The sequence below is a fragment of the Micromonospora sp. DT227 genome (genome assembly GCF_049841835.1).
In the GTDB taxonomy this organism is placed as follows: Bacteria; Actinomycetota; Actinomycetes; order Mycobacteriales; family Micromonosporaceae; genus Micromonospora.
In genome coordinates, this window is record NZ_JBNCLA010000004.1 from 444,721 (window position 1) to 463,826 (window position 19,106).

Below are 19,106 nucleotides of genomic sequence, written 5' to 3' on the forward strand. Positions count from 1 at the left end.
ATGAGCCGAAACCGCACCGACAGGTGGACGGCGTGGGCGTTCCTGGCCCCGGTCACGATCTATCTGCTGGCCTTCTACGCGTACCCGCTCTACCGCAACGTCGAGCTGAGCCTGCGGCGTTACACGGTCCGGTCGTTCGTCTCCGGCGGTGCCCCGTTCGCCGGGCTGGACAACTACCGGGACGTGCTGACCCACCCGACGTTCGGGCCGGCGCTCGCGCACACGGCGGTGTTCACGGCGGTGTCGCTGCTGTTCCAGTTCGCCATCGGGCTGGCGCTGGCGGTCTTCTTCCACCGGCACTTCCCGCTGTCGGCGACGCTGCGGGCGTTGTTCCTCGTACCCTGGCTGCTGCCGCTGATCGTCTCGGCCTCCACCTGGTCGTGGATGCTCAACAGCGACGCCGGCGTGGTCAACGCCGCGCTCGGCGCGCTCGGCGTCGACCCGGTCAACTGGCTGACGTCGCCGCGGTGGTCGCTGGTCTCGGTGATCATCGCGAACATCTGGATCGGCGTGCCGTTCAACCTGGTGGTCCTCTACAGCGGCCTCCAGGCGATCCCGACCGATGTGTACGAGGCCGCGGCGCTGGACGGGGCGAGCGGCACGCAGCGGTTCTGGCGGATCACGTTCCCGCTGCTGCGGCCGGTGTCGGCGATCACCCTGCTGCTCGGGCTGATCTACACGCTGAAGGTCTTCGACATCATCTGGATCATGACGCGGGGTGGTCCGACCGACTCGTCCACGACGTTCGCCACCTGGTCCTACCGGCTCGGCTTCGGCAGCCTGCTGCCCGAGTTCGGGCCGGGGGCGGCGGTCGGCAACCTGCTGATCGTGGTCGCCCTCGGGTTCGGGTTGGCCTACGTCCGGGCCCAGCGGAGGCAGCGGTGGTGAGCAGCGGGCGGGGCCGGGGCGGCTGGTGGCGTACCGGCCTGGGGGTGGTGTTCACCGCGTTGATGCTGTTCCCCGTCTACTGGATGGTCAACGTGTCCCTCACCCGGGACACCGACCTGCGCGCCGACCCGCCGCACCTGTTCCCGACGCACGGCACCGTCGAGGGCTACCAGGTGGTGCTGCGGGACCAGTTGCCGTACCTCGGCACCAGCCTGCTGATCGGGCTCGGCACGGTGGCGCTGACCGTGGCCCTCGCCGCGCCCGCCGGCTACGCCCTGGCCACGTTGCGCCCGGTCGGCGGCGGCGTGCTCCGTTTCGTGCTGCTGATCGCGCAGATGATTCCCGGGATCATCATGGCGATGGGGTGCTACGCCATCTATCTCCGGCTCGGCATGCTCAACTCGGCGGCCGGTCTGGTGCTGGCCGACTCCACCATCGCCGTGCCGTTCGGCGTGCTGATCTTCACGGCGTTCATGTCCGGCATCCCGGGCGAGGTGCTCCAGGCCGCCGTGATGGACGGCGCGAGCCGGTGGCGGACGTTCCGCTCCGTGGTGCTGCCACTGAGCCGCAGCTCGATCATCACCGTGTCCCTGTTCGCCTTCCTCTGGGCCTGGTCGGACTTCCTGTTCGCGTCCACGCTGGACGCCGGAGGCGCCGCGCGGCCGGTGACCCTCGGCATCTACCGCTACATCGGCAACAACAACCAGCAGTGGAACGCCATCATGGCGACCGCCGTGATCGCCTCCGTCCCCGCCACCGTCCTGCTGATCGTGGCCCAGCGGTACGTCGCCGCGGGCGTGACAGCCGGCGCGGTCAAGGACTGAGCGAGCCGTCCGCACCACAGAAAGGCAGTCACCGCAGATGACCGTCGTCCCCTCCGGCCCGACGTTCTCCGTCCGGGAGATCCCGTTCAGCCACTACGGGTCCTGGCTCAGCGTCTCCCCCGTGGTCGCCGAGCACACCTGGGCCGACGACCTGCACCTGGTCTCGCACCGCAACGGCATGCACCCGGTGCTCCGGTTCACCCCGCCGACCGACGCCGAGGTGACAGCCCGACCGGCGCTGCTGAGCTGGCACGACCGGCACGGCCGGGTCGAGGTGACCTACGCGGGCCCGGACACGCTCCGGCTCCGGGGCCGCGGGGCCGGGCTGCGGATCAGCGCCGCCGCCACCACCCTCACCCCGTTCAGCGGGACGTACCTCTACGACGACCCGGTGGACGCCGCGTTCGTGTTCACCTCGTACGAGACCGGCCGCCGGTACCGGCTCACCGTGCTCACCGGCGCCGCCGAGGCGGTCGGCACGCAGGCGCTCGGCACCGCGGCCCGCGGCCTGGTCCTGCCGGCCGACCGGCCGTGGGAGGTGGCGATCGAGGAGTACGCGACGGCCCGCCGACCGTACGCGGCCGACGTGGACTTCGACGACCTGGTCGCCGCCGCCGACGCGGACTTCACCGAGTTCGTCGAGGCGGTCGCCCCGTGGCGCGGTCCGGCGACCCCGGCCGCCGAGCTGGCCGGGTACGTGTTGTGGTCGGCCACGGTGGCGCCGGCCGGCTTCGTCACCCGGCCCGCCACGCTGATGTCGAAGCACTGGATGAACAAGGTGTGGAGCTGGGACCACTGCTTCAACGCGCTCGCGCTGGCGGCCGGCCGGACCGACCTCGCCCGGCACCAGTTCCACCTGCCGTTCGACCATCAGGATCCGGCCGGCGCGCTGCCCGACTCGGTGACGCACTCGGAGGTCCTGCACAACTTCGTCAAGCCGCCCGTGCACGGCTGGGCGTGGCGGCAGTTGCGGCGACGGTCCGGTCGGGCGGTGCCGCGCGCGGAGCTGGTCGAGGTCTACGAGCGGCTGACCCGGTGGACCACGTTCTGGCTGGACCACCGGCGGGCGCCCGGCCGGCGGCTGCCGCACTACCAGCACGGCAACGACAGCGGCTGGGACAACGCCACGACCTTCGACGACGACCGGGTGGTCGAGGCGCCCGATCTCGCCGCCCTGCTGGTGACGCAGGTGGAGTGCCTCGCGGAGCTGGCCGCCGAGCTGGACCGTCCGGCGGAGGCGGCGCGGTGGGCCGACGTCGCCGGCGAGGTCCGCGACGCGCTACTGGACGAGCTGTGGACCGGGGAGCGGTTCACCGCGCGCAGCGCGCGGACCGGGTGGACCAGGTCCAGCACCAGCCTGCTCGACCTGATGCCGATCGTGCTCGGCGAGACGCTCCCGGCCGGTGTCGCCGCCACGCTCGCCCGCCGGATCGAGGCCCACCTCACCGAGCACGGGTTGGCCACCGAGCCACTCGACTCACCGCACCACGTGGCCGACGGGTACTGGCGCGGTCCGATCTGGGCCCCGGCCACCGTCCTGATCGAGGACGGCCTGCGCCGGGCCGGGCACGTCGCGCTCGCCGACGAGGTCAGCCGGCGGTTCCGGCTGCTGTGCGAACGGTCCGGCTTCGCCGAGAACTTCGACGCCAAGACCGGCGCGGGCCTGCGGGACCGGGCGTACACCTGGACCGCGAGCGGCTATCTGCTGCTCGCCGGCGACGACCGGCGGCGGCGGGGGTGAGCGGACGGCCCGGGGTGCGGTCAGGACGCGGCGCGGCGCGCCGGCGCCGGGCCGGTGCTGGCGCGCAGCGAGACCGGCGGGCGGTAGAGCCGGTGCCGCGGCGCGGTTCCGGGCGCGGCGATCCGCTCCAGCAGGAGCGACACCGCCTCCGCGCCCATGTCGACGATCGGCACGTCCGCGGCGGTCAGCGGCGGACGGAGGTTCTCCGCCCAGTGCCGCGCGGCGACCCCGGTGAGCGAGAAGTCGCGCGGCACCACGAGCCCGGCGGACTCCAGCGCCCGCTGCATGCCGGGCAGCGCCGCCTCGTTGACGGTGGCCACGGCGGTGACCTCGGGACGGGTCGCCAGCAGCTCCTCGATGCACGCCTCACCGGCGGCGACGTCGTCGCCGCAGCAGACGTCGACGCCGGTCAGGCCGCGTTCCGCGACCGCCGCGGCGAAGCCGGTCAGCGCCCGGCAGCCGGGGCCGTAGCCGGCGGCGACGAGTTCCGCCGAGCGGTTGACCAGGGCGACGTGCCGGTGCCCCAGGTCCGCCAGGTGGTGCACGCAACTGGCGATGAGGCCGTCGTAGTCCACGTCCACCCAGCTCGTGCCCGCCGGTCGGGCGGTGCGGCCGATGGTGACGAACGGCAGGCCGGTCTGCTCCAGCCGGGTCACCCGCTCGTCGGTGAGCCGGATCTCCATCAGCACGACGCCGTCGACGCGGCGGCCGGTCACGATCCGTTCGAACGACCGGTCGTGGTCACCGCCGGACGGCGACAGCAGCACGTCGAGGTCGGCCCGCGCGGCGGCCTCGACCACGCTGGCGACGAAGCCGAGCTGCATGTCGGTGAGGCGTCGGCTGGCGGGCGGGATGACCAGGCCGAGGGTCCGGGTCCGGCCCTCCTTGAGGGCGCGCGCGCTGGCGTTGGGGCGGTAGTCCAGCTCGTCGATGACCGCCTGGATGCGCTGGCGGGTGGCCGCCGAGACCGGCCGCTTGCCGCTCAGCACGTACGACACGGTGCTGCGGGACACCCCGGCCCGCCGGGCGATCTCACCGATGTTCATCCCGCTCCCGGCAACGGTCGTCGAATCGGTTCACTGGTGGGACGACCCTAGGTCGGGGCGGTGACGGGTGTCAACGCGCGTCTCCGCCAATCAATCGACTTGTTTCGATATTGACACCCGCTTAACATGAGACGTCATACCTATAAGCGCCGCTGGAGGTTCCGTGAACGCATCCGCCCTGCGACGGTCGGCCGTGACCGGCCTCGCGCTGGCCACGGCGATCGCCGGCGTCGCCGTCGCGGCCTTCGCCACGTCCGCCTCGGCCGCCGCCACCACCGTGTACGCGTCCCCCGGCGGCACCGGCAGCGGCTGCACCGCCGCCCAGCCCTGCTCGTTGTCCACCGCCCAGGCCACCGTGCGCTCGCTGGTCGGCGGCATGTCGGACGACATCGTGGTGCAGCTCTCCGACGGCGTCTACCGGGTGACGTCGCCGCTGACGTTCGGCGCGGCCGACTCCGGCACCAACGGTCACACCGTGCGCTGGCAGGCCGCCTCCGGGGCGCATCCGGTGATCAGCGGCGCGAAGCAGGTGACCGGCTGGTCCGTCGCCGACTCCGGCCGCAACATCTGGCGGGCGAGCGTCGGCGCCGGGCAGAACACCCGGCAGCTCTACGTCGACGGGCAACTGGCCACCCGGGCCCGGACGGCGGTGAGCCGGTCGGACTTCAGCGCCTCGGCCACCGGCCTGCGGATCACCAACGGCAACCTGAACTACCTGAACAACCTGGCCAACGCCAACCGGGTCGAGGTGGAGGGCATCAACTCGTTCACCGACCGGTACTCGCCGGTGCAGAGCATCAGCGGCGGCCTGCTCACCATGGCGCAGCCGGCCTGGAACAACAACAACTTCGGCTACGACACCCTGATGAACCCGTTCCGGGCCGGCCCGTTCTACCTGGTGAACGCGTACGAGTTCCTCGACTCCCCCGGCGAGTGGTACGTCGACACCGGCACCGGCACGCTCTACTACATCCCGCGCTCCGGGCAGAACATGTCCACCGTGGACGTCGAGTTCCCGGTGACGCAGTCGCTGGTCACCGTGGGCGGCAGCTACGCCAGCCCGGCGCACCACATCGCGTTCTCCGGCCTCACCTTCACCGGCACGAGCTGGCTGGGCCCCAGCAGCAACCAGGGCTGGGTCGACCAGCAGACCGGCTCGTACATCGCCGGCACCTGGTCCTGGCCCGCGTGGGGCTCCTGCACCTCCGGCTGCCAGCAGTTCGAGGCGGCCCGACCGAGCTGGTCCCAGATGCCCGCCGCGGTGCAGATCTCGGCCGCCAACACCATCACGTTCAGCGACTCGCAGTTCGTCAACCTGGGCCAGACCGCCGTGGGCATCGGCAACGACGCCAACGCGCACGCCACCGGCGTCGGGCTGGGCGCCAGCAACATCACCGTCACCCGGTCCGAGATCGCCCGCAACGCGGCCGGCGGCTTCGTCATCGGCGGCGTGCGCGCCGACGCGCACCACCCGAGCGACTCCCGGATGACCAACCGGGACATCACCGTCAGCAACAACCGGATCCACGACCTCGGCCTGGACTACCGCGGCATCAGCTCGGTGCTGCCCACGTACGTCACCAACGCCACGATCAGCCACAACGAGATCTACAACCTGCCGTACTCCGGCCTGACCATCGGGTACGGCTGGGGCGCCAACGACGCCGGCGGCAACAACGAGTACGCCCGCCGCGGCCTGTACAACTACCAGCCGCGCTACAGCACCCCGACCACCGCGTCGAACAACCGCGTGGTCGGCAACTACGTCCACGACGTGATGCAGCAGATGAACGACGGCGGGTGCATCTACACGCTGGGCTGGGACCCGAACGCGTCGATCAGCGAGAACTACTGCCTGCGGACCAACGGCTACTTCGGCGTCTACTTCGACGAGGGCTCCAAGTACCACACCGTCACCAACAACGTCTTCTCGAACACCGGCACCTGGGCCACCGCCAACTACTGGGGCGGCGAGAACATGGGCAACTGGACGCTCACCAACAACTGGTCGACGAACAACAGCACCAACGTCACCAACGGCGACCGGGGCAACGTGGTCTACGGCAACACGACGGTCAGCAACGGCAACTGGCCGGCCGGCGCGCAGACCGTGATGAACGCCGCCGGCCCGCAGGGCTCCGGCGGCCCGACCACGCCGCCGCCGAGCGGCACCGCCCAGCAGATCGTCGGTGGGCAGTCCGGCCGTTGCGTGGACGTGCCCAACTCGTCCACCACGAACGGCACCCAGGTCCAGCTCTGGGACTGCGGCAGCGCCACCGGGCAACGCTGGACCGTCACCGCCGGCCGGCAGCTCCAGGTGTACGGCAGCAAGTGCCTGGACGCCAACGGCCAGGGCACCAGCAACGGCACCGCAGTGATCATCTGGGACTGCAACGGCCAGCCCAACCAGCAGTGGACCGTCAACGCCAACGGCACCATCACCGGCCAGCAGTCCGGGCTCTGCCTGGACGCCAACGCCGCCGGCACCGCCAACGGCACCAAACTGATCCTGTGGGCCTGCACCGGCGGGGCCAACCAGCAGTGGAGCCTGCGGGGCTGACCGGGGCGGCGGCGAGGAGACGAGCGTGAAGGTCACCGGCTACCGCAGCCGCACCACCGCGCACGACTGGGGACGGCTGATCGGCGACGCCAACGGGGTGATGCCGCGGACGCGTACCGACGTGCCCGTGCTGATCCTGGAGACCGACGTCGGTCTGGAAGGCGTCGGTCTCGGCCCGCACGGGGACGTCGAGCGGGTCTTCGGCGCGGTCGACGGCGCGGATCCCCGCGCCGCCCCGGCGCTCTACGACCGGATGCTGAACCAGGTCTTCAAGACCGGCCACGCGGGCGCGACGTTCGGCACCGTCGGCGCGCTCGACATGGCGCTGTGGGACCTCAAGGCGAAGGCGGCCGACGAGCCGCTCTGGCGCACCGTCGGCGCCGCCGACCGGTTCGTCCCCGGCTACGCCTCCGGGCTCGACATCGCCCTCGACGACGACGCGCTCGCGCGACTGTACGAGCGCTTCGCCGAACGCGGCTTCACCGCCGCCAAGCTCAAGGGCGGCCACGACGTCGAGCGGGACCGACGCCGGCTGGAGACGGTCCGGGAGATCCTCGGCCGCAACACCAACCGCCCGGCGCTGATGGTCGACGCCAACGAGGCGTGGAACCGCGCCCAGGCCGTCCGGTTCGTCACCGCGCTGGAGCGCACCGTCGACCTGACCTGGGTCGAGGAACCGGTCCGCCGGTGGGACGCGGCCGGTCTCGCGGCGGTGCGGCACGGCGTCCGGGCGGCGGTCGCCACCGGCGAGAACCTCACCGGCCTGGAACAGTTCCGGCCCCTGCTGGACGCGGACGCCGTCGACGTCGTCCAGGTGGGCAGCGTCTGGGGCATCACCCACTTCCTGCGGACCGCCGCGGTCGCGCACGGGCGGGACCTGCCGGTGAGCCCGGTGGCCTACCATGCCAACCCGCTGGCCGCCGCCGCCGCGGCGGCGCCCAACCACCTGTCGTGCGAGGTCCAGGACTTCACCTGGCCGATCGGGCTGACCGTGGACCAGGAGATCGCGGACGGCGGCATCGTCCTCGGCGACCGGCCGGGGCTGGGCATCGAGGTCGACGAGCAGCGCCTCGCGCCCACCCGCGCGCCCCACTCGGCGACCGGCCCGCACGTCCGGCCCGATCGCGCCGGCCTGCGGCTCGTCCCCGAGCCCTGAGCTACCCCGCCGGGCCGCCGCCCGGCCCCGCCAACCGGCGCCGCTGCCACGAGGTGACGATGTGGTCCCGCATGGCGCGTTCGGCGGCGGCCACGTCCTGCCGGGCGATGGCGTCGACCACCCGCGCGTGCTCGTCGAGCGTCGACTCGAACGCACTCTCGTACGTCATGCCGTGGAAGCGGCTGCTCTCCATCGCCCGCCGGTAGAGGCGCTTGCAGATGTTCTCCGCCAGGCGGTTCCCGGACAGCTCCATGACGGTGAAGTGGAAGACCACGTCCGCCTGCCGGAACGAGTCGCTCTCGTGCCGGATCTCGCGCATCACGGCGAGCGCGTGCTCGACCCGGGTCAGCTCCTCCGGCGTACGCCGGCTCGCCAGCGTGCCCGCCATGGCCGCCTCCAGGCTGCCCCGGACGATCGTCAGCTCGTCCAGGACGCCCAACGACTCGTCGTTGTCGATGAGCGCGGAGAGCACCACCGGATCCAGCATGTTCCACGAGCCGACCCGGGCCACCTGGGTGCCCCGGCCCTGCGAGACCACCACCAGGCCCTTCTCCTCGAGCCGCTTCACCGACTCCCGGATGACCGTCCGGCTCACGCCGAAGTGCTCGCTGAGCGGCCCTTCCGGCGGGAGGAGCTGCCCCGCGTCGAGCTGCCCGGTGACGATCAGCTCGACCAGCTCACTCACCACCGCCACCCCCAGTCGTTCGGCCGGGCGGCGGGGTGGAAAGGCGAACCCGTCCAGGCGAGCCGTCATGGGCACACCCTAGTGCAGCGCCACGGCCGCCCTGCGGCGTCGCGACCGGGTCACGCGCCGACCGCGTCCAGCTCGGCGAGGGCGTCGGCGGGCAGTTCCAGGGCCGCGCCGGCGACGTTCTCGCGCAGGTGCGTGACCGCGGACGTGCCGGGGATGAGCAGGATGTTCGGTGCGCGGTGCAGCAGCCAGGCGAGCGCGACGGCCATCGGCGTGACCGCCAGCCGGGCCGCGACCCGGTCCAGGACGTCGGACTGCATCGGCGAGAAGCCGCCCAGCGGGAAGTACGGCACGTACGCGACGCCCTCCCGGGCGGTGCGGTCGACCAGCTCGTCGTCACCCCGGTTGGCGAGGTTGTAGAAGTTCTGCACGCACACCACCGGGGCGATCGACTGCGCCTCGGTGAGCTGTTCCGAGGTGACAGTGCTCAGCCCCAGGTGCCGGATCAACCCCTGCTCCCGCAGGCCGGCGAGCGCGCCGAACGGCTCGGCGATCGAACCCGGCACGGGTGCGTCCATGCCGCCGACCCGCAGGTTCACCACGTCGAGCGCGTCCAGACCCAGGCGTCGCAGGTTGTCGTGCACCTGCTCGGTCAGCTCGGCCGGGGTGCGGGCGGGCGGCCAGCCGCCCTGCGCGTCACGGCGGTTGCCGACCTTGGTGACGATGTGCAGGTCGTCCGGGTACGGCGCGAGCGCCTCGCGGATGATCTCGTTGGTGACGTGCGGACCGTAGAAGTCCGCCGTGTCGATGTGCCGGATGCCCAGCTCCACCGCGGTGCGCAGCACGGCGACCGCGGCGGCCCGGTCCCGGGGCGGCCCGAACACGCCCGGACCGGCCAACTGCATGGCGCCGTAGCCGACCCGGGTGAGGGTCAGGTCGCCCACCGGGTAGGTGCCGCCGGGAAGTGCGTGGTCCGTCATGGTTCCCTTCCGCGCGCCGGAGTCTCCGGCCCACGACCCGTACGATGCCCGCCGCCGGCCGGCGCGACCAGGGTCCGCCGGTCCCGGGATCGGCGGACCCTGGCCGGGTGCCGTCACACGCTGAGCAGGCGCTCGATCCGCGCGTACTCGGCGGCCATCTCGGGGCCGGCCAGGAAGTCGTCGAGATCGGCCGGGACCCGGTGGTCGACCTGCTCGACGGCGCGGACGGCAAGCTCGTGGATCTCGTCGCGGCGGCCGGTCTCCAGATAGGTCGTCCAGTGCTCGAGCGCCGAGACGGCGATGAGCAGCTCCGGATCCATGTCCCCGTCGCTGAGGACGCCGTCGTCGATGCGGGTGAGCAACGCGCGCAGTTCGGCCGCGCCGGCCGTCGCGGCGTTCGCCCGCGCGACGGTGAACGCCGCCGTCGCGTCGTCGTCGAGCTCACCCGCGGCGGCGATCCCGGTCAGTTCGTCGTCCCGGACGACCCGGGCCACCGTCTCGGCGCCGAAGGCGCGCACGGCCTCGTCGCGGGCACCGGCGACCAACCGGCGGACGGCCGCCTCGAATTCCTGGTATCTCACGGCCCGCAGTCTAGGGACGGCCGGTGACAGGCTCACCGGGACCGGAGCAGGCCGCGTCCGGTCAGGAACGCGCGCAGCGTCTCGGCATCCCCGGCGGACATCAACCGGCGCGGGATCACGGTGGCCGGCATCCGGCCGACGTACACGATCCAGAACTCCGGGGTGTCCGTCACCCGGCTCACCCCGTCCCACGCGATGCCGGCGGACTCCGAGCCGCTGCGCATCATGATGTTGTCGTCGGTGATCTCGTAGCCGCCCTCGACGGCGTAGTCACCGGAGCGGCGGCGGGCCCGCCACTGGACCCACGGCGCGTACAGCATCGACAGCAGGCCGGCCACGAGCAGCGAGGTCCACAGCGGCGCGGCCCGACCGCCCCACCCGAACGCCCACGCGGCGGCCAGACCGACCGCCCCGACCGCGGCCAGCGCCGCGCCGAGACGGCCGAACGGGCGCAGCCGCACGCCGCTGAGCGCGGCGGCCACCCGCCCCGGGTAGGTGGGATCGGCGGGTACGTCGAAACGGATGTGCACGCCTCGCACCCTAGTGGCCGGGTCCGATGTTGTGATCGCTCACAGTGGAGGACCACACCTCCGGGGCAGAAGTTTCGGGGGATCGGGCGAGAGTTTCGGGCCGAGGCGGCGTTTTTACCGGAACGCTTCCGGTTGAAGATGTTATCGATAACCTGCTATCTTTCGGCACGGGAGCGCAGGGCACGCTTCCACGATCCGGTCGACCGGCACGGCGCTGCACCGGCCTTCTTCCGCCGCCCGACCGGCCGGTGACCGGTCCGGGCCGTTCCGCCGACGCCAGCCGACCGCAGGTCGCTGCCGGATCCCGTTCCGGCCCGGCCGCACCGCTCTCCCCCGCCACCTCGCAGGCGACCCGGCACGGCTTCCGCTTCCGGCGGCACGTCGGCGGTCGCCGGGTGCCCACGCGCACACACCACCGCCACCAGACATCGACGGCACGGAGGCAAGCAATCGTGAAACGTACCCCGCTTCTCTCATCCCTGGCCGCCGCGGCCCTGCTGTTCGCGGCGGCCGCGGGCGGCGTGCTGAGCGGCGGCCTCGGCCCCGCGGCGCAGGCCGCGACCAACGGCACGCTCGCGGCGACCGCCGGCTGCGGCAAGGCCCCCACGCTCAGCAACGGGACGCGCACCATCTCCAGCGGCGGACAGAACCGCAGCTACATCCTGCGGATCCCGGACGGGTACGACCGGAACCACCCCTACCGGCTCGTCTTCGGCTTCCACTGGCTGAACGGCTCCGCGAACAACGTCGCCTCGGCCGGCTACTACGGACTCCTGCCGCTGTCGAACAACAGCACGATCTTCGTCGCGCCGCAGGGCATCGACAACGGCTGGGCCAACACCAACGGCCGGGACCTCACCCTCTTCGACGACATCTCCCGGCAGGTCGAGAACGACCTCTGCGTGGACACCACCCAGCGGTTCGCGCTCGGCTGGAGCTACGGCGGCGCCATGAGCTACGCGGTGGCCTGCGCCCGGCCCACCGTCATCCACGCGGTGGCGGTGCTGTCCGGCGCCAACCTGAGCGGCTGCAACGGCGGCACCCAGCCGGTCCCCTACTTCGGCATCCACGGCACCCACGACAGCGTGCTGAACATCTCCATGGGCCGGTCGCTGCGGGACACGTTCGTCCGCAACAACGGCTGCACCGCGCAGACCCCTCGTGAGCCGGCCCTGAACAGCTTCACCCACATCACCACCGTCTACTCCGGCTGCCGGGCGGGTTACCCGGTGCAGTGGGCCGCCTTCGACGGTGACCACACGCCGAGCCCGGTGGACGGGTCGGGCAGCCCGAACGACTCGCGGACCTGGACCTCCGGGGAGATCTGGCGGTTCTTCAGCCAGTTCGCGTCGACCACGCCGCCCACCACCACGCCGCCGACCAGCACGCCGCCCACGAGCACGCCGCCCACCTCGACCCCGCCCACCACCACGCCGCCGACGACTCCCCCGCCGACCGGCTGCGCGGCCAGCTACCGCACGATCAACACCTGGCCGGGCGGCTTCCAGGGTGAGGTCACCGTGGCCAACAACACCACCGCCACGATCAACGGCTGGACGGCCCGCCTGACCCTGGCCAACGGCCAGGCCATCAGCAGCCTCTGGGGCGGCGTCAACACCGGCACCACCGGCACCGTCCAGGTCCGGAACGCCCCCTACAACGGCACGTTGGCCCCGAACGCGTCGACCACCTTCGGGTTCACCGCCACCGGTGACGGCGGCACCGCGCCCGGCAACGTCGGCTGCACCGCTTCCTGACGGCGCGGAACCGGGTCCGGAGCCGTCCGGCTCCGGGCCCGGTTCCCCTGCACGGGACACGGCCGGTACGTACAGTGCGGAGACAGCGCTGCCGCGAAGAGGAGAGCCATGTCGAAGCCACCGCTGCCCGAGCCCGCCGTCGCCATGCTCGGCAAGCCGAACCCCGCCGTGATCGCCACGCTGCGCCCCGACGGCCAGCCGGTCTCCGCGGCCACCTGGTACCTGTGGGACGACGGCCGGATCCTGGTGAACATGGACGAGGGGCGGCGCCGGCTGGGCCACCTGCGCAACGATCCCCGGGTCACCCTCACCGTGCTGGACGAGCAGGGCTGGTACACCCACCTCAGCATCGTCGGCCACGTGGTGGAGCTGCGCGACGACACGGACCTGGCGGACATCGACCGACTCGCCCGGCACTACACCGGAAAGCCGTACCCGCGGCGGGAGCGCGGTCGGGTCAGCGCGTCGATCGAAATCGACCGCTGGCACGGGTGGGGCGCGCTCAAGGACAACAGTCAGGTCGGCTGAGCCGGCCGGGCGAGGAGTGCGCATGCCCGCTCGACCGGGCCGGTGGCGGCGCTGGCGCTGGGTGGTGGCCGCCGTGGTCGTCCTGACGGTGACCGCGACGGCCGCGCTGGCGCTGGCGTACCCGTCGGTGGCCGCCACCACCTGCCCCCGCTGCTACGGGTTGGTGCCGGTGCGCGGCGGTCTCTACGCCGAACCCGACCTGTCGGACGCCGACCGGCGGCGGCTGGTCGAGGTGTACCGCGACGCGAGCCGGCGGGTCGACGACTTCTACCAGGGGCGCAAGAGCGACCCGACGGTGCTCGCCTGCCTCACGTCCGACTGTTACCGGCGGATCGGTGGCGGCGGCGAACGCGGGATCGCGATCCGCAACCGGGCGCTGATGCTCTCGCCCCGCGGCATCTCCCCGGAGATCGCCGCGCACGAACTCTCGCACGTGGAGTTCCACGCGCGCCTCGGTTCCCGCCGCGACGAGGTTCCCCAGTGGTTCGACGAGGGGCTCGCCGTGCTGGTCTCCGACGACCGGCGGTACCTCGCGCCGCCGACCGCGCCGGACCGCTGCCGGGACACCGCGCCGGGGCCGCTACCGGAGACGCTGGCCGACTGGTTGCGTGCCGCCGGCGCGGACGAGCAGGTGTACGCCAGGGCCGCCTGCCGGGTCCACCGGTGGGTGGTGGCCCACGGCGGACGGGCGGCCGTGCTCGACCTCGTCGATCAGCTCCGCCGCGGCGAGTCCTTCGCCGCGCTCGTCGACGACTGAACCGTCCAGACGAATGAACCGTCCACCGGGAAGAAAACAACAAAGGCAAGGAGCAGGACTCCTCGCCACTATTAACGTATACCGCACCCTCGGGCTTGCGGCAAGGCCCCGATCGTGACGCACAATCGTCGGCCGGACGCAGAAATCGGCCCACCATGGGGGAATGACATGTTCGATGTGATCGTCGTCGGCGGCGGCCCGACCGGGATGATGCTGGCGAGTGAGCTGCGCCTGTACGGCGTCGACGTGCTCGTGCTGGAGAAGGAGGCCGAGCCGCCGCCGTACGTGCGGTCGCTCGGGCTGCACGTCCGCAGCATCGAGATCCTGGACCAACGGGGACTGCTGGAGCGTTTCCTCGACCACGGCAGGACGTATCCGATCCGTCCCGGTGAGATCCGGGGATTCTTCGCGGGAATCGAGAAACCGGCGCCTGCCGGGTTGGACACCGCGCACGGATATGTGCTCGGCATTCCGCAGCCGCTCACCGACCGGCTGCTCGCCGAGCACGCGGCCGAGGTCGGCGCCGAGATCCGGCGCGGCGACGCCGTGGTCGCGCTGGACCAGGACGACGACGGGGTGACCGTCGGCCTCGACGGCGCGACCGCGACGCCGCTGCGGGCGCGCTTCGTCGTCGGCTGCGACGGTGGGCGCAGCACGGTCCGGAAGCTGCTCGGGGTCGGCTTCCCCGGTGAGCCGTCGACGGTCGACACGTTGCTGGGCGAGATGGAGGTGACCGCGTCCCCGGAGCACATCGTCGAGGTGATGACCGAGGTACGCCGGACGGAGAAGCGGTTCGGGCTGGGCCCGTCCGGCCGGCCGGGCGTGTTCCGGGTGGTGGTGCCGGCGGCGGGCGTGGCCGAGGACCGGGCGACGCCGCCGACGATCGAGGAGTTCCGCAGCCAGCTCCACCGGTACGCCGGCACCGACTTCGGCGTGCACTCCCCCCGGTGGCTGTCGCGCTTCGGTGACGCCACCCGCCAGGCCGACCGCTACCGCGTCGGGCGGGTGTTCCTGGCCGGGGACGCCGCCCACGTCCACCCGCCGATGGGTGGACAGGGGCTCAACCTCGGCCTCCAGGACGCGTTCAACCTGGGCTGGAAGCTGGCCTCCGTGGTCACCGGCCGGGCGCCCGACGACCTGCTGGACACCTACCACGCCGAACGGCATCCGGTGGCCGCCGCCGTGCTGGACAACACCCGCGCGCAGATGCACCTGACGAGCACCGAACCCGGGCCGCAGGCGGTCCGGCGGTTGCTGGCGCGGTTGATGGACATCGACGCCGTCAACCGGCTCCTGATCGAGAAGATCACCGCGATCAGCGTCCGGTACGACCTCGGCCCGGGCCACGAACTGCTCGGGCGGCGGCTGCGCGACGTCCGGCTCCGGTCCGGTCGCCTGTTCGAGGTGATGCGCACCGGCCAGGGCCTGCTGCTCGACCGGACGGGGCGGCTGTCCGCGGCCGGCTGGGCCGACCGGGTCGGCCACCTCACCGACCCCGACGCCGACCTGGACGTGCCGGCGCTCCTGCTCCGGCCGGACGGGCACGTGGCGTGGGTCGGCGACGACCAGCGGACGCTCGACGCGGCGCTGGCCCGGTGGTTCGGCGGCAGCCGCGTCGGCGTCGGCCGGGACGCGCCCGCCCGTCAGCCGTCCGGCCCGGCAGGGCTTCGACGCGGGTGACGGGGTGGTCCGGGGTGTGGTCGCGCGGTCGGACCACACCCCGGACGCCTCCAGCGATTCCCGACGGGTCAGCAGCCGATCCGGCTGGAGGAGACCGCGACGTCGTCGTACCAGAGCGTGTCGGACCCGCCGCCGTAGCTCTCCCAGCCCAGCTTCAGGTCGGTGAGCTGGGGCCGCCAGGTGCGGTTGTACCACTGGCCGTCGATGTCGTGCGTCGGTACGCCGTCCGCGGTCAGCCCGGGCACGGCGACGCCGTCCAGCCAGGTACGGAGCTGACCGGCGGAGCCGTCCACCATGAACTCCAGGCAGGCCCACCGGTTGGTGGGCAGCGGCAGGCTCTGCGCCACCCCGGCCGGGCTCTGCTCGGGCAGCGTGGCGTCGTCCGAGGCGCGGTTCCACTGCATCGCGCCGTTCTGGCCGCCCATCCGCAGGTCCTTGTTGCCGTCGGCGGCGTCGGTCATGGCCATCATCGTGGTGTGGTCGGTGGGCTGGGCGGTGGTGTGCCGCACCCAGATCCGGCCGTACCGGAGGCTGCCCAGGCTGCCGAGGTTCTTCGTGGACCGGATGAACACGTGGTTGCAGTAGCCGGCGGCGCCGTTGATCCGGACCGCCCGGCTGCCGCTGTGCGTGGTGCTGGTGTCGACGGTGGCCGTGCCGGCGCCTGAGCAGTCCGGGTTCACCACGGTCCAGTCGCCGGACGGCGTCGAGCCGGTCTGGTTCTCGAAGCCGTCACAGAGCGCCGCCCCGGCGCAGCCGGCCGGCGGCGGCGCGGTGGTCGGCGGGGCCGTCGTCGGCGGCGTCGACGTCGGCGGTGTGCTGGTGGGCGGCGTCGAGGTGGGCGGCGCGGTGGTCGGCACCATCGTGGTGGGCACGCCGGTCGGCCCGGCGCCGTTGCACGGCACACCGTTCAGGGTGAACCCGGTCGGCGCGCCGCCGCCGGCCGAGAACGTGCCCTGCACGCCGAACTCGGTGGCGCCGCCGGCCGGGATGCTGCCGTTGTACGACACGTTGCGGGCGGTCACCGTCGATCCGGACTGGGTGACCGTGGCGTTCCAGCCGTTCGTGACGCGCTGGTCGCCGGGGTACGTCCAGGTGACCGTCCAGCCGGAGACGGCGGTGTCCCCGGGGGAGACCTTGACGTTGGCGGTGAACCCGCCGGACCACTGGTTGGGCGTGTAGTCGACCCGGCACCCCTGGGCGGCGGCGGCCGGGCCGGCGAGCAGGGCCGTGCCGGTCGCGGCCAGGGTGGCGGCCAGCGCGGCGACGGCCGCCAGGATCGGGGCGGGGCGGGCGCGGAGAATCGTCATGGAGGGTCCTTCTGCCATCGAGCGGGGCGGAGGCGACGCGGCGACGCGCGTCCCGGACGGACGCGGCGCGGCAACGTGCCCTGGATGTGGCGCGGCGGTGCGCCACGGCGACCGGTCGGCGCGTACGGCCGACGTGCCCGGCTCGGGGTGGAGCTGTCAGCCGCCGACGGCCCGGTCGGAGGACCTCGGCGACGCCCATCCCCAATCTATTGACAGATCCCTATTCAATCAAGCGTTGGCGGTCCACCCTCCGGACAGCTGATCGACAACGGCCAGCGCATCGCAGACCATCTATCCCATGGAAGCCCCATCCACCGACGCTCGGGACCGCACCGAGAGCGCACCCCCCGAACAGCCCTCCGCCGACCCGTCCCCGGGCAGGCCGTGGTGGCGTCGCTCCCGAACCGAATGGGTCCTCGCGGCGCTGGCCAGCCTGCTGGTGTCGGTGGCGCTCACCTGGCCGACGCTGCGGCACCCGGCGAGCACCATCCCCGGCGACCTCGGCGATCCCACGTTGCAGGCCTGGCAGGTGGCCTGGGCGGGGCACGCGCTGTTGACCAACCCGCTCGACCTCTGGCACTCGAACACGTTCTATCCCGAGCGGTACACCTACGCCTACAGCGACACCCTGCTCGGCTACGCCCCGGTCGGGATGCTCGGCACCGGCTTCGAGGCGGCCGTGATCCGGTACAACGTGCTCTACGTGCTGCTGCACGCGCTGGCCTGCTTCGGGGCGTACGCGCTGGCCCGGCAGCTCGGCGCGAACCGGTGGGGCGGGGCGGTCGCCGGGGTCGCCTGGGCGTTCGCGCCGTGGCGGCTGGCGCACTCCGGGCACCTGAACATCCTGTCCAGCGGCGGCATCGCGCTGTCCCTGGCGATGCTGGCCCGGGGCCACGGGTGGTCGCTGCGCCACGGCTACCGGCCGGAGCGGCGGCGGCCCGGCTGGGCGCTCGCCGGATGGCTCGTCGCCGCCTGGCAGGTCAGCCTCGGCTTCGGCATCGGGCTGCCGCTTGTGTACTTCCTGCTGGCCGCCGTGCTGGTGGCGGCCGGCTGCTACGGCTGGTCCTGGTGGCGCCGACGGGAACGCCCGCCGTTCGGCCGCCGGCTGCTGCTGGCGGACCTGGCCGGTGGCGCCGTGTTCGGCGCGGTGACGCTCCTGCTCGGCCTGGTCTTCCTGCGCGTCGTCGACCTCAACCCGCAGGCCCAACGCACGCTGGACTGGACGAAGATGTTCTCCCCGCCGCTGATGGGGTTCCTCACCGCGCCCGGGGACTCGTGGCTGTGGGGCGAGCGGCACGCCGCCGCCCGCGAGCAGCTCTCCTGGCCGCCGGAGATGGCGCTACTGCCGGGCATGACGCTGATCGGGCTGGCCGCGGCGGGGCTGGTGGTCTCGGCGTACCCGCTGCGGCGCCGGGTGGCGCTGGGGGTGGGGGTGCTCGGCACGGTGCTGCTGGGGCTGGGCGCCACGCTCGGCGGGGACGGCGATCCCGGCTACCTGACGTTGTCCACGCACCTGCCGGGCTGGGACGCGTTGCGCACGCCCGGCCGGATGATGCACTGGACCAGCCTGCTGCTGGCGCTGCTGGCCGCCGGGCTGGTGACCGCGTTGGCCGAGTCGCCGGGACGGTCCACCGGTCGCCGCTGGTCACGGTTCCTCATGCCGCTGGTCCTGCTGGCGCCGCTCGCCCTGGTCGTCACGGAGGGCGTCAACACCACGCCCCACCCGGAGGTGCCCCGACCACCGGCGGCGATGCGGGCGGCCCGGGATCCGATCCTGGTGCTGCCGGCCGGCGGCGTGGGCGACCTGACGTACATGCTGTGGACGACCGACGGCTTCCCCCGGGTGACGAACGGGCTGGCCGGCTTCGAGCCGGTCAGCCAGGCGCAGACCAAGGCGGCGATCGCGTCCTTCCCCGACCCGGGCAGCGTGGCGTACCTGCGCGGGATCGGCGTGCGGTCGGTGGTGGCCGTCCCCAGCCGCGCCGCCGGCACGCCCTGGGAGGGCATCGAGGCCCGGCCCGTCGACGGGCTCGGCATCACCCGGGAGGATCTCGATGGCACGCTCGTCTTCCACCTCTGA

General features: G+C 72.7%; 16 protein-coding genes. 10 read left to right on the top strand and 6 right to left on the bottom strand.

The window, feature by feature from the left end; all coding sequences use genetic code 11:
• The 3 genes from ACLQ2W_RS17070 (at window position 1) to ACLQ2W_RS17080 (ending at window position 3,453) form a co-directional block, all read left to right on the top strand.
• Window positions 1–888, top strand: a complete 888-nt coding sequence (locus tag ACLQ2W_RS17070) for a carbohydrate ABC transporter permease (RefSeq protein ID WP_425787274.1) — start codon at window positions 1–3, stop codon at window positions 886–888.
• A gap of 62 nt (window positions 889–950) precedes the next feature.
• The gene (locus ACLQ2W_RS17075; protein WP_425787434.1) at window positions 951–1,712 is read left to right on the top strand and encodes a carbohydrate ABC transporter permease; all 762 of its coding nucleotides are present in this window, start codon (window positions 951–953) and stop codon (window positions 1,710–1,712) included.
• A 37-nt stretch (window positions 1,713–1,749) separates the two neighbouring features.
• A complete protein-coding gene (locus ACLQ2W_RS17080) occupies window positions 1,750–3,453 on the top strand; it encodes an amylo-alpha-1,6-glucosidase (RefSeq protein WP_425787275.1) in 1,704 nt (567 codons plus the stop codon).
• 20 nt (window positions 3,454–3,473) lie between these two features.
• Here ACLQ2W_RS17080 and ACLQ2W_RS17085 read toward each other — a convergent pair whose 3' ends face one another.
• Entirely contained in the window at window positions 3,474–4,499 is a 1,026-nt protein-coding gene (locus ACLQ2W_RS17085) for a LacI family DNA-binding transcriptional regulator (protein WP_405093314.1), read from the bottom strand.
• Between the two features lie 163 nt (window positions 4,500–4,662).
• On the opposite strand from ACLQ2W_RS17085, the gene ACLQ2W_RS17090 reads away from it, so the two are divergent.
• Together ACLQ2W_RS17090 and ACLQ2W_RS17095 are read left to right on the top strand one after the other, a co-directional pair.
• Complete coding sequence (locus ACLQ2W_RS17090) at window positions 4,663–7,059, top strand: RICIN domain-containing protein (protein ID WP_425787276.1); 2,397 nt, start codon at window positions 4,663–4,665, stop codon at window positions 7,057–7,059.
• A 25-nt stretch (window positions 7,060–7,084) separates the two neighbouring features.
• The gene (locus ACLQ2W_RS17095; RefSeq protein ID WP_425787277.1) at window positions 7,085–8,215 is read left to right on the top strand and encodes a mandelate racemase/muconate lactonizing enzyme family protein; all 1,131 of its coding nucleotides are present in this window, start codon (window positions 7,085–7,087) and stop codon (window positions 8,213–8,215) included.
• Window position 8,216: 1 nt separating this feature from the next.
• Here the strand turns inward: ACLQ2W_RS17095 and ACLQ2W_RS17100 are convergent, their stop codons facing one another.
• The 4 genes from ACLQ2W_RS17100 to ACLQ2W_RS17115 form a co-directional block, all read right to left on the bottom strand.
• A complete protein-coding gene (locus ACLQ2W_RS17100) occupies window positions 8,217–8,969 on the bottom strand; it encodes a FadR/GntR family transcriptional regulator (protein WP_425787278.1) in 753 nt (250 codons plus the stop codon).
• 50 nt (window positions 8,970–9,019) lie between these two features.
• The gene (locus ACLQ2W_RS17105; protein WP_425787279.1) at window positions 9,020–9,886 is read right to left on the bottom strand and encodes an oxidoreductase; all 867 of its coding nucleotides are present in this window, start codon (window positions 9,884–9,886) and stop codon (window positions 9,020–9,022) included.
• A 113-nt stretch (window positions 9,887–9,999) separates the two neighbouring features.
• A complete protein-coding gene (locus tag ACLQ2W_RS17110) occupies window positions 10,000–10,467 on the bottom strand; it encodes a hypothetical protein (protein ID WP_425787280.1) in 468 nt (155 codons plus the stop codon).
• A 32-nt stretch (window positions 10,468–10,499) separates the two neighbouring features.
• Complete coding sequence (locus tag ACLQ2W_RS17115; protein ID WP_425787281.1) at window positions 10,500–10,997, bottom strand: YcxB family protein; 498 nt, start codon at window positions 10,995–10,997, stop codon at window positions 10,500–10,502.
• Window positions 10,998–11,446: 449 nt separating this feature from the next.
• Between ACLQ2W_RS17115 and ACLQ2W_RS17120 the strand changes: the two genes are divergently transcribed.
• From ACLQ2W_RS17120 to rox, 4 genes are all read left to right on the top strand, one after another.
• Window positions 11,447–12,754 (top strand): cellulose binding domain-containing protein, encoded by a 1,308-nt coding sequence (locus tag ACLQ2W_RS17120; protein ID WP_425787435.1) that lies wholly within the window; start codon window positions 11,447–11,449, stop codon window positions 12,752–12,754.
• A gap of 108 nt (window positions 12,755–12,862) precedes the next feature.
• The gene (locus ACLQ2W_RS17125) at window positions 12,863–13,282 is read left to right on the top strand and encodes a PPOX class F420-dependent oxidoreductase (protein ID WP_405093308.1); all 420 of its coding nucleotides are present in this window, start codon (window positions 12,863–12,865) and stop codon (window positions 13,280–13,282) included.
• Between the two features lie 22 nt (window positions 13,283–13,304).
• On the top strand, window positions 13,305–14,039 hold the full coding sequence (locus tag ACLQ2W_RS17130; RefSeq protein WP_425787282.1) for a hypothetical protein: 735 nt from the start codon (window positions 13,305–13,307) through the stop codon (window positions 14,037–14,039).
• Between the two features lie 168 nt (window positions 14,040–14,207).
• On the top strand, window positions 14,208–15,719 hold the full coding sequence (gene rox / locus ACLQ2W_RS17135; RefSeq protein WP_425787283.1) for a rifampin monooxygenase: 1,512 nt from the start codon (window positions 14,208–14,210) through the stop codon (window positions 15,717–15,719).
• A gap of 68 nt (window positions 15,720–15,787) precedes the next feature.
• Here rox and ACLQ2W_RS17140 read toward each other — a convergent pair whose 3' ends face one another.
• Window positions 15,788–17,026, bottom strand: coding sequence for a cellulose-binding domain-containing protein (locus ACLQ2W_RS17140; RefSeq protein WP_425787284.1), 1,239 nt, complete (start codon window positions 17,024–17,026; stop codon window positions 15,788–15,790).
• 298 nt (window positions 17,027–17,324) lie between these two features.
• Here ACLQ2W_RS17140 and ACLQ2W_RS17145 point away from each other — a divergent pair, with 298 nt between their 5' ends.
• Window positions 17,325–19,106 carry a hypothetical protein gene (locus ACLQ2W_RS17145; RefSeq protein WP_425787285.1) on the top strand — a complete coding sequence of 594 codons (1,782 nt, stop codon included), beginning with the start codon at window positions 17,325–17,327 and terminating at the stop codon, window positions 19,104–19,106.

Excerpts from the sequence above, each read along its gene's own strand:
- ACLQ2W_RS17070 (WP_425787274.1), top strand. The coding sequence starts at position 1 with ATGAGCCGAAACCGCACCGACAGGTGGACGGCGTGGGCGTTCCTGGCC.
- ACLQ2W_RS17075 (WP_425787434.1), top strand. The coding sequence starts at position 951 with ATGCTGTTCCCCGTCTACTGGATGGTCAACGTGTCCCTCACCCGGGAC.
- ACLQ2W_RS17080 (WP_425787275.1), top strand. The coding sequence starts at position 1,750 with ATGACCGTCGTCCCCTCCGGCCCGACGTTCTCCGTCCGGGAGATCCCG.
- ACLQ2W_RS17085 (WP_405093314.1), bottom strand. The coding sequence starts at position 4,499 with ATGAACATCGGTGAGATCGCCCGGCGGGCCGGGGTGTCCCGCAGCACC.
- ACLQ2W_RS17100 (WP_425787278.1), bottom strand. The coding sequence starts at position 8,969 with ATGACGGCTCGCCTGGACGGGTTCGCCTTTCCACCCCGCCGCCCGGCC.
- ACLQ2W_RS17105 (WP_425787279.1), bottom strand. The coding sequence starts at position 9,886 with ATGACGGACCACGCACTTCCCGGCGGCACCTACCCGGTGGGCGACCTG.
- ACLQ2W_RS17125 (WP_405093308.1), top strand. The coding sequence starts at position 12,863 with ATGTCGAAGCCACCGCTGCCCGAGCCCGCCGTCGCCATGCTCGGCAAG.
- ACLQ2W_RS17130 (WP_425787282.1), top strand. The coding sequence starts at position 13,305 with ATGCCCGCTCGACCGGGCCGGTGGCGGCGCTGGCGCTGGGTGGTGGCC.
- rox (WP_425787283.1), top strand. The coding sequence starts at position 14,208 with ATGTTCGATGTGATCGTCGTCGGCGGCGGCCCGACCGGGATGATGCTG.
- ACLQ2W_RS17140 (WP_425787284.1), bottom strand. The coding sequence starts at position 17,026 with ATGACGATTCTCCGCGCCCGCCCCGCCCCGATCCTGGCGGCCGTCGCC.
- ACLQ2W_RS17145 (WP_425787285.1), top strand. The coding sequence starts at position 17,325 with ATGGAAGCCCCATCCACCGACGCTCGGGACCGCACCGAGAGCGCACCC.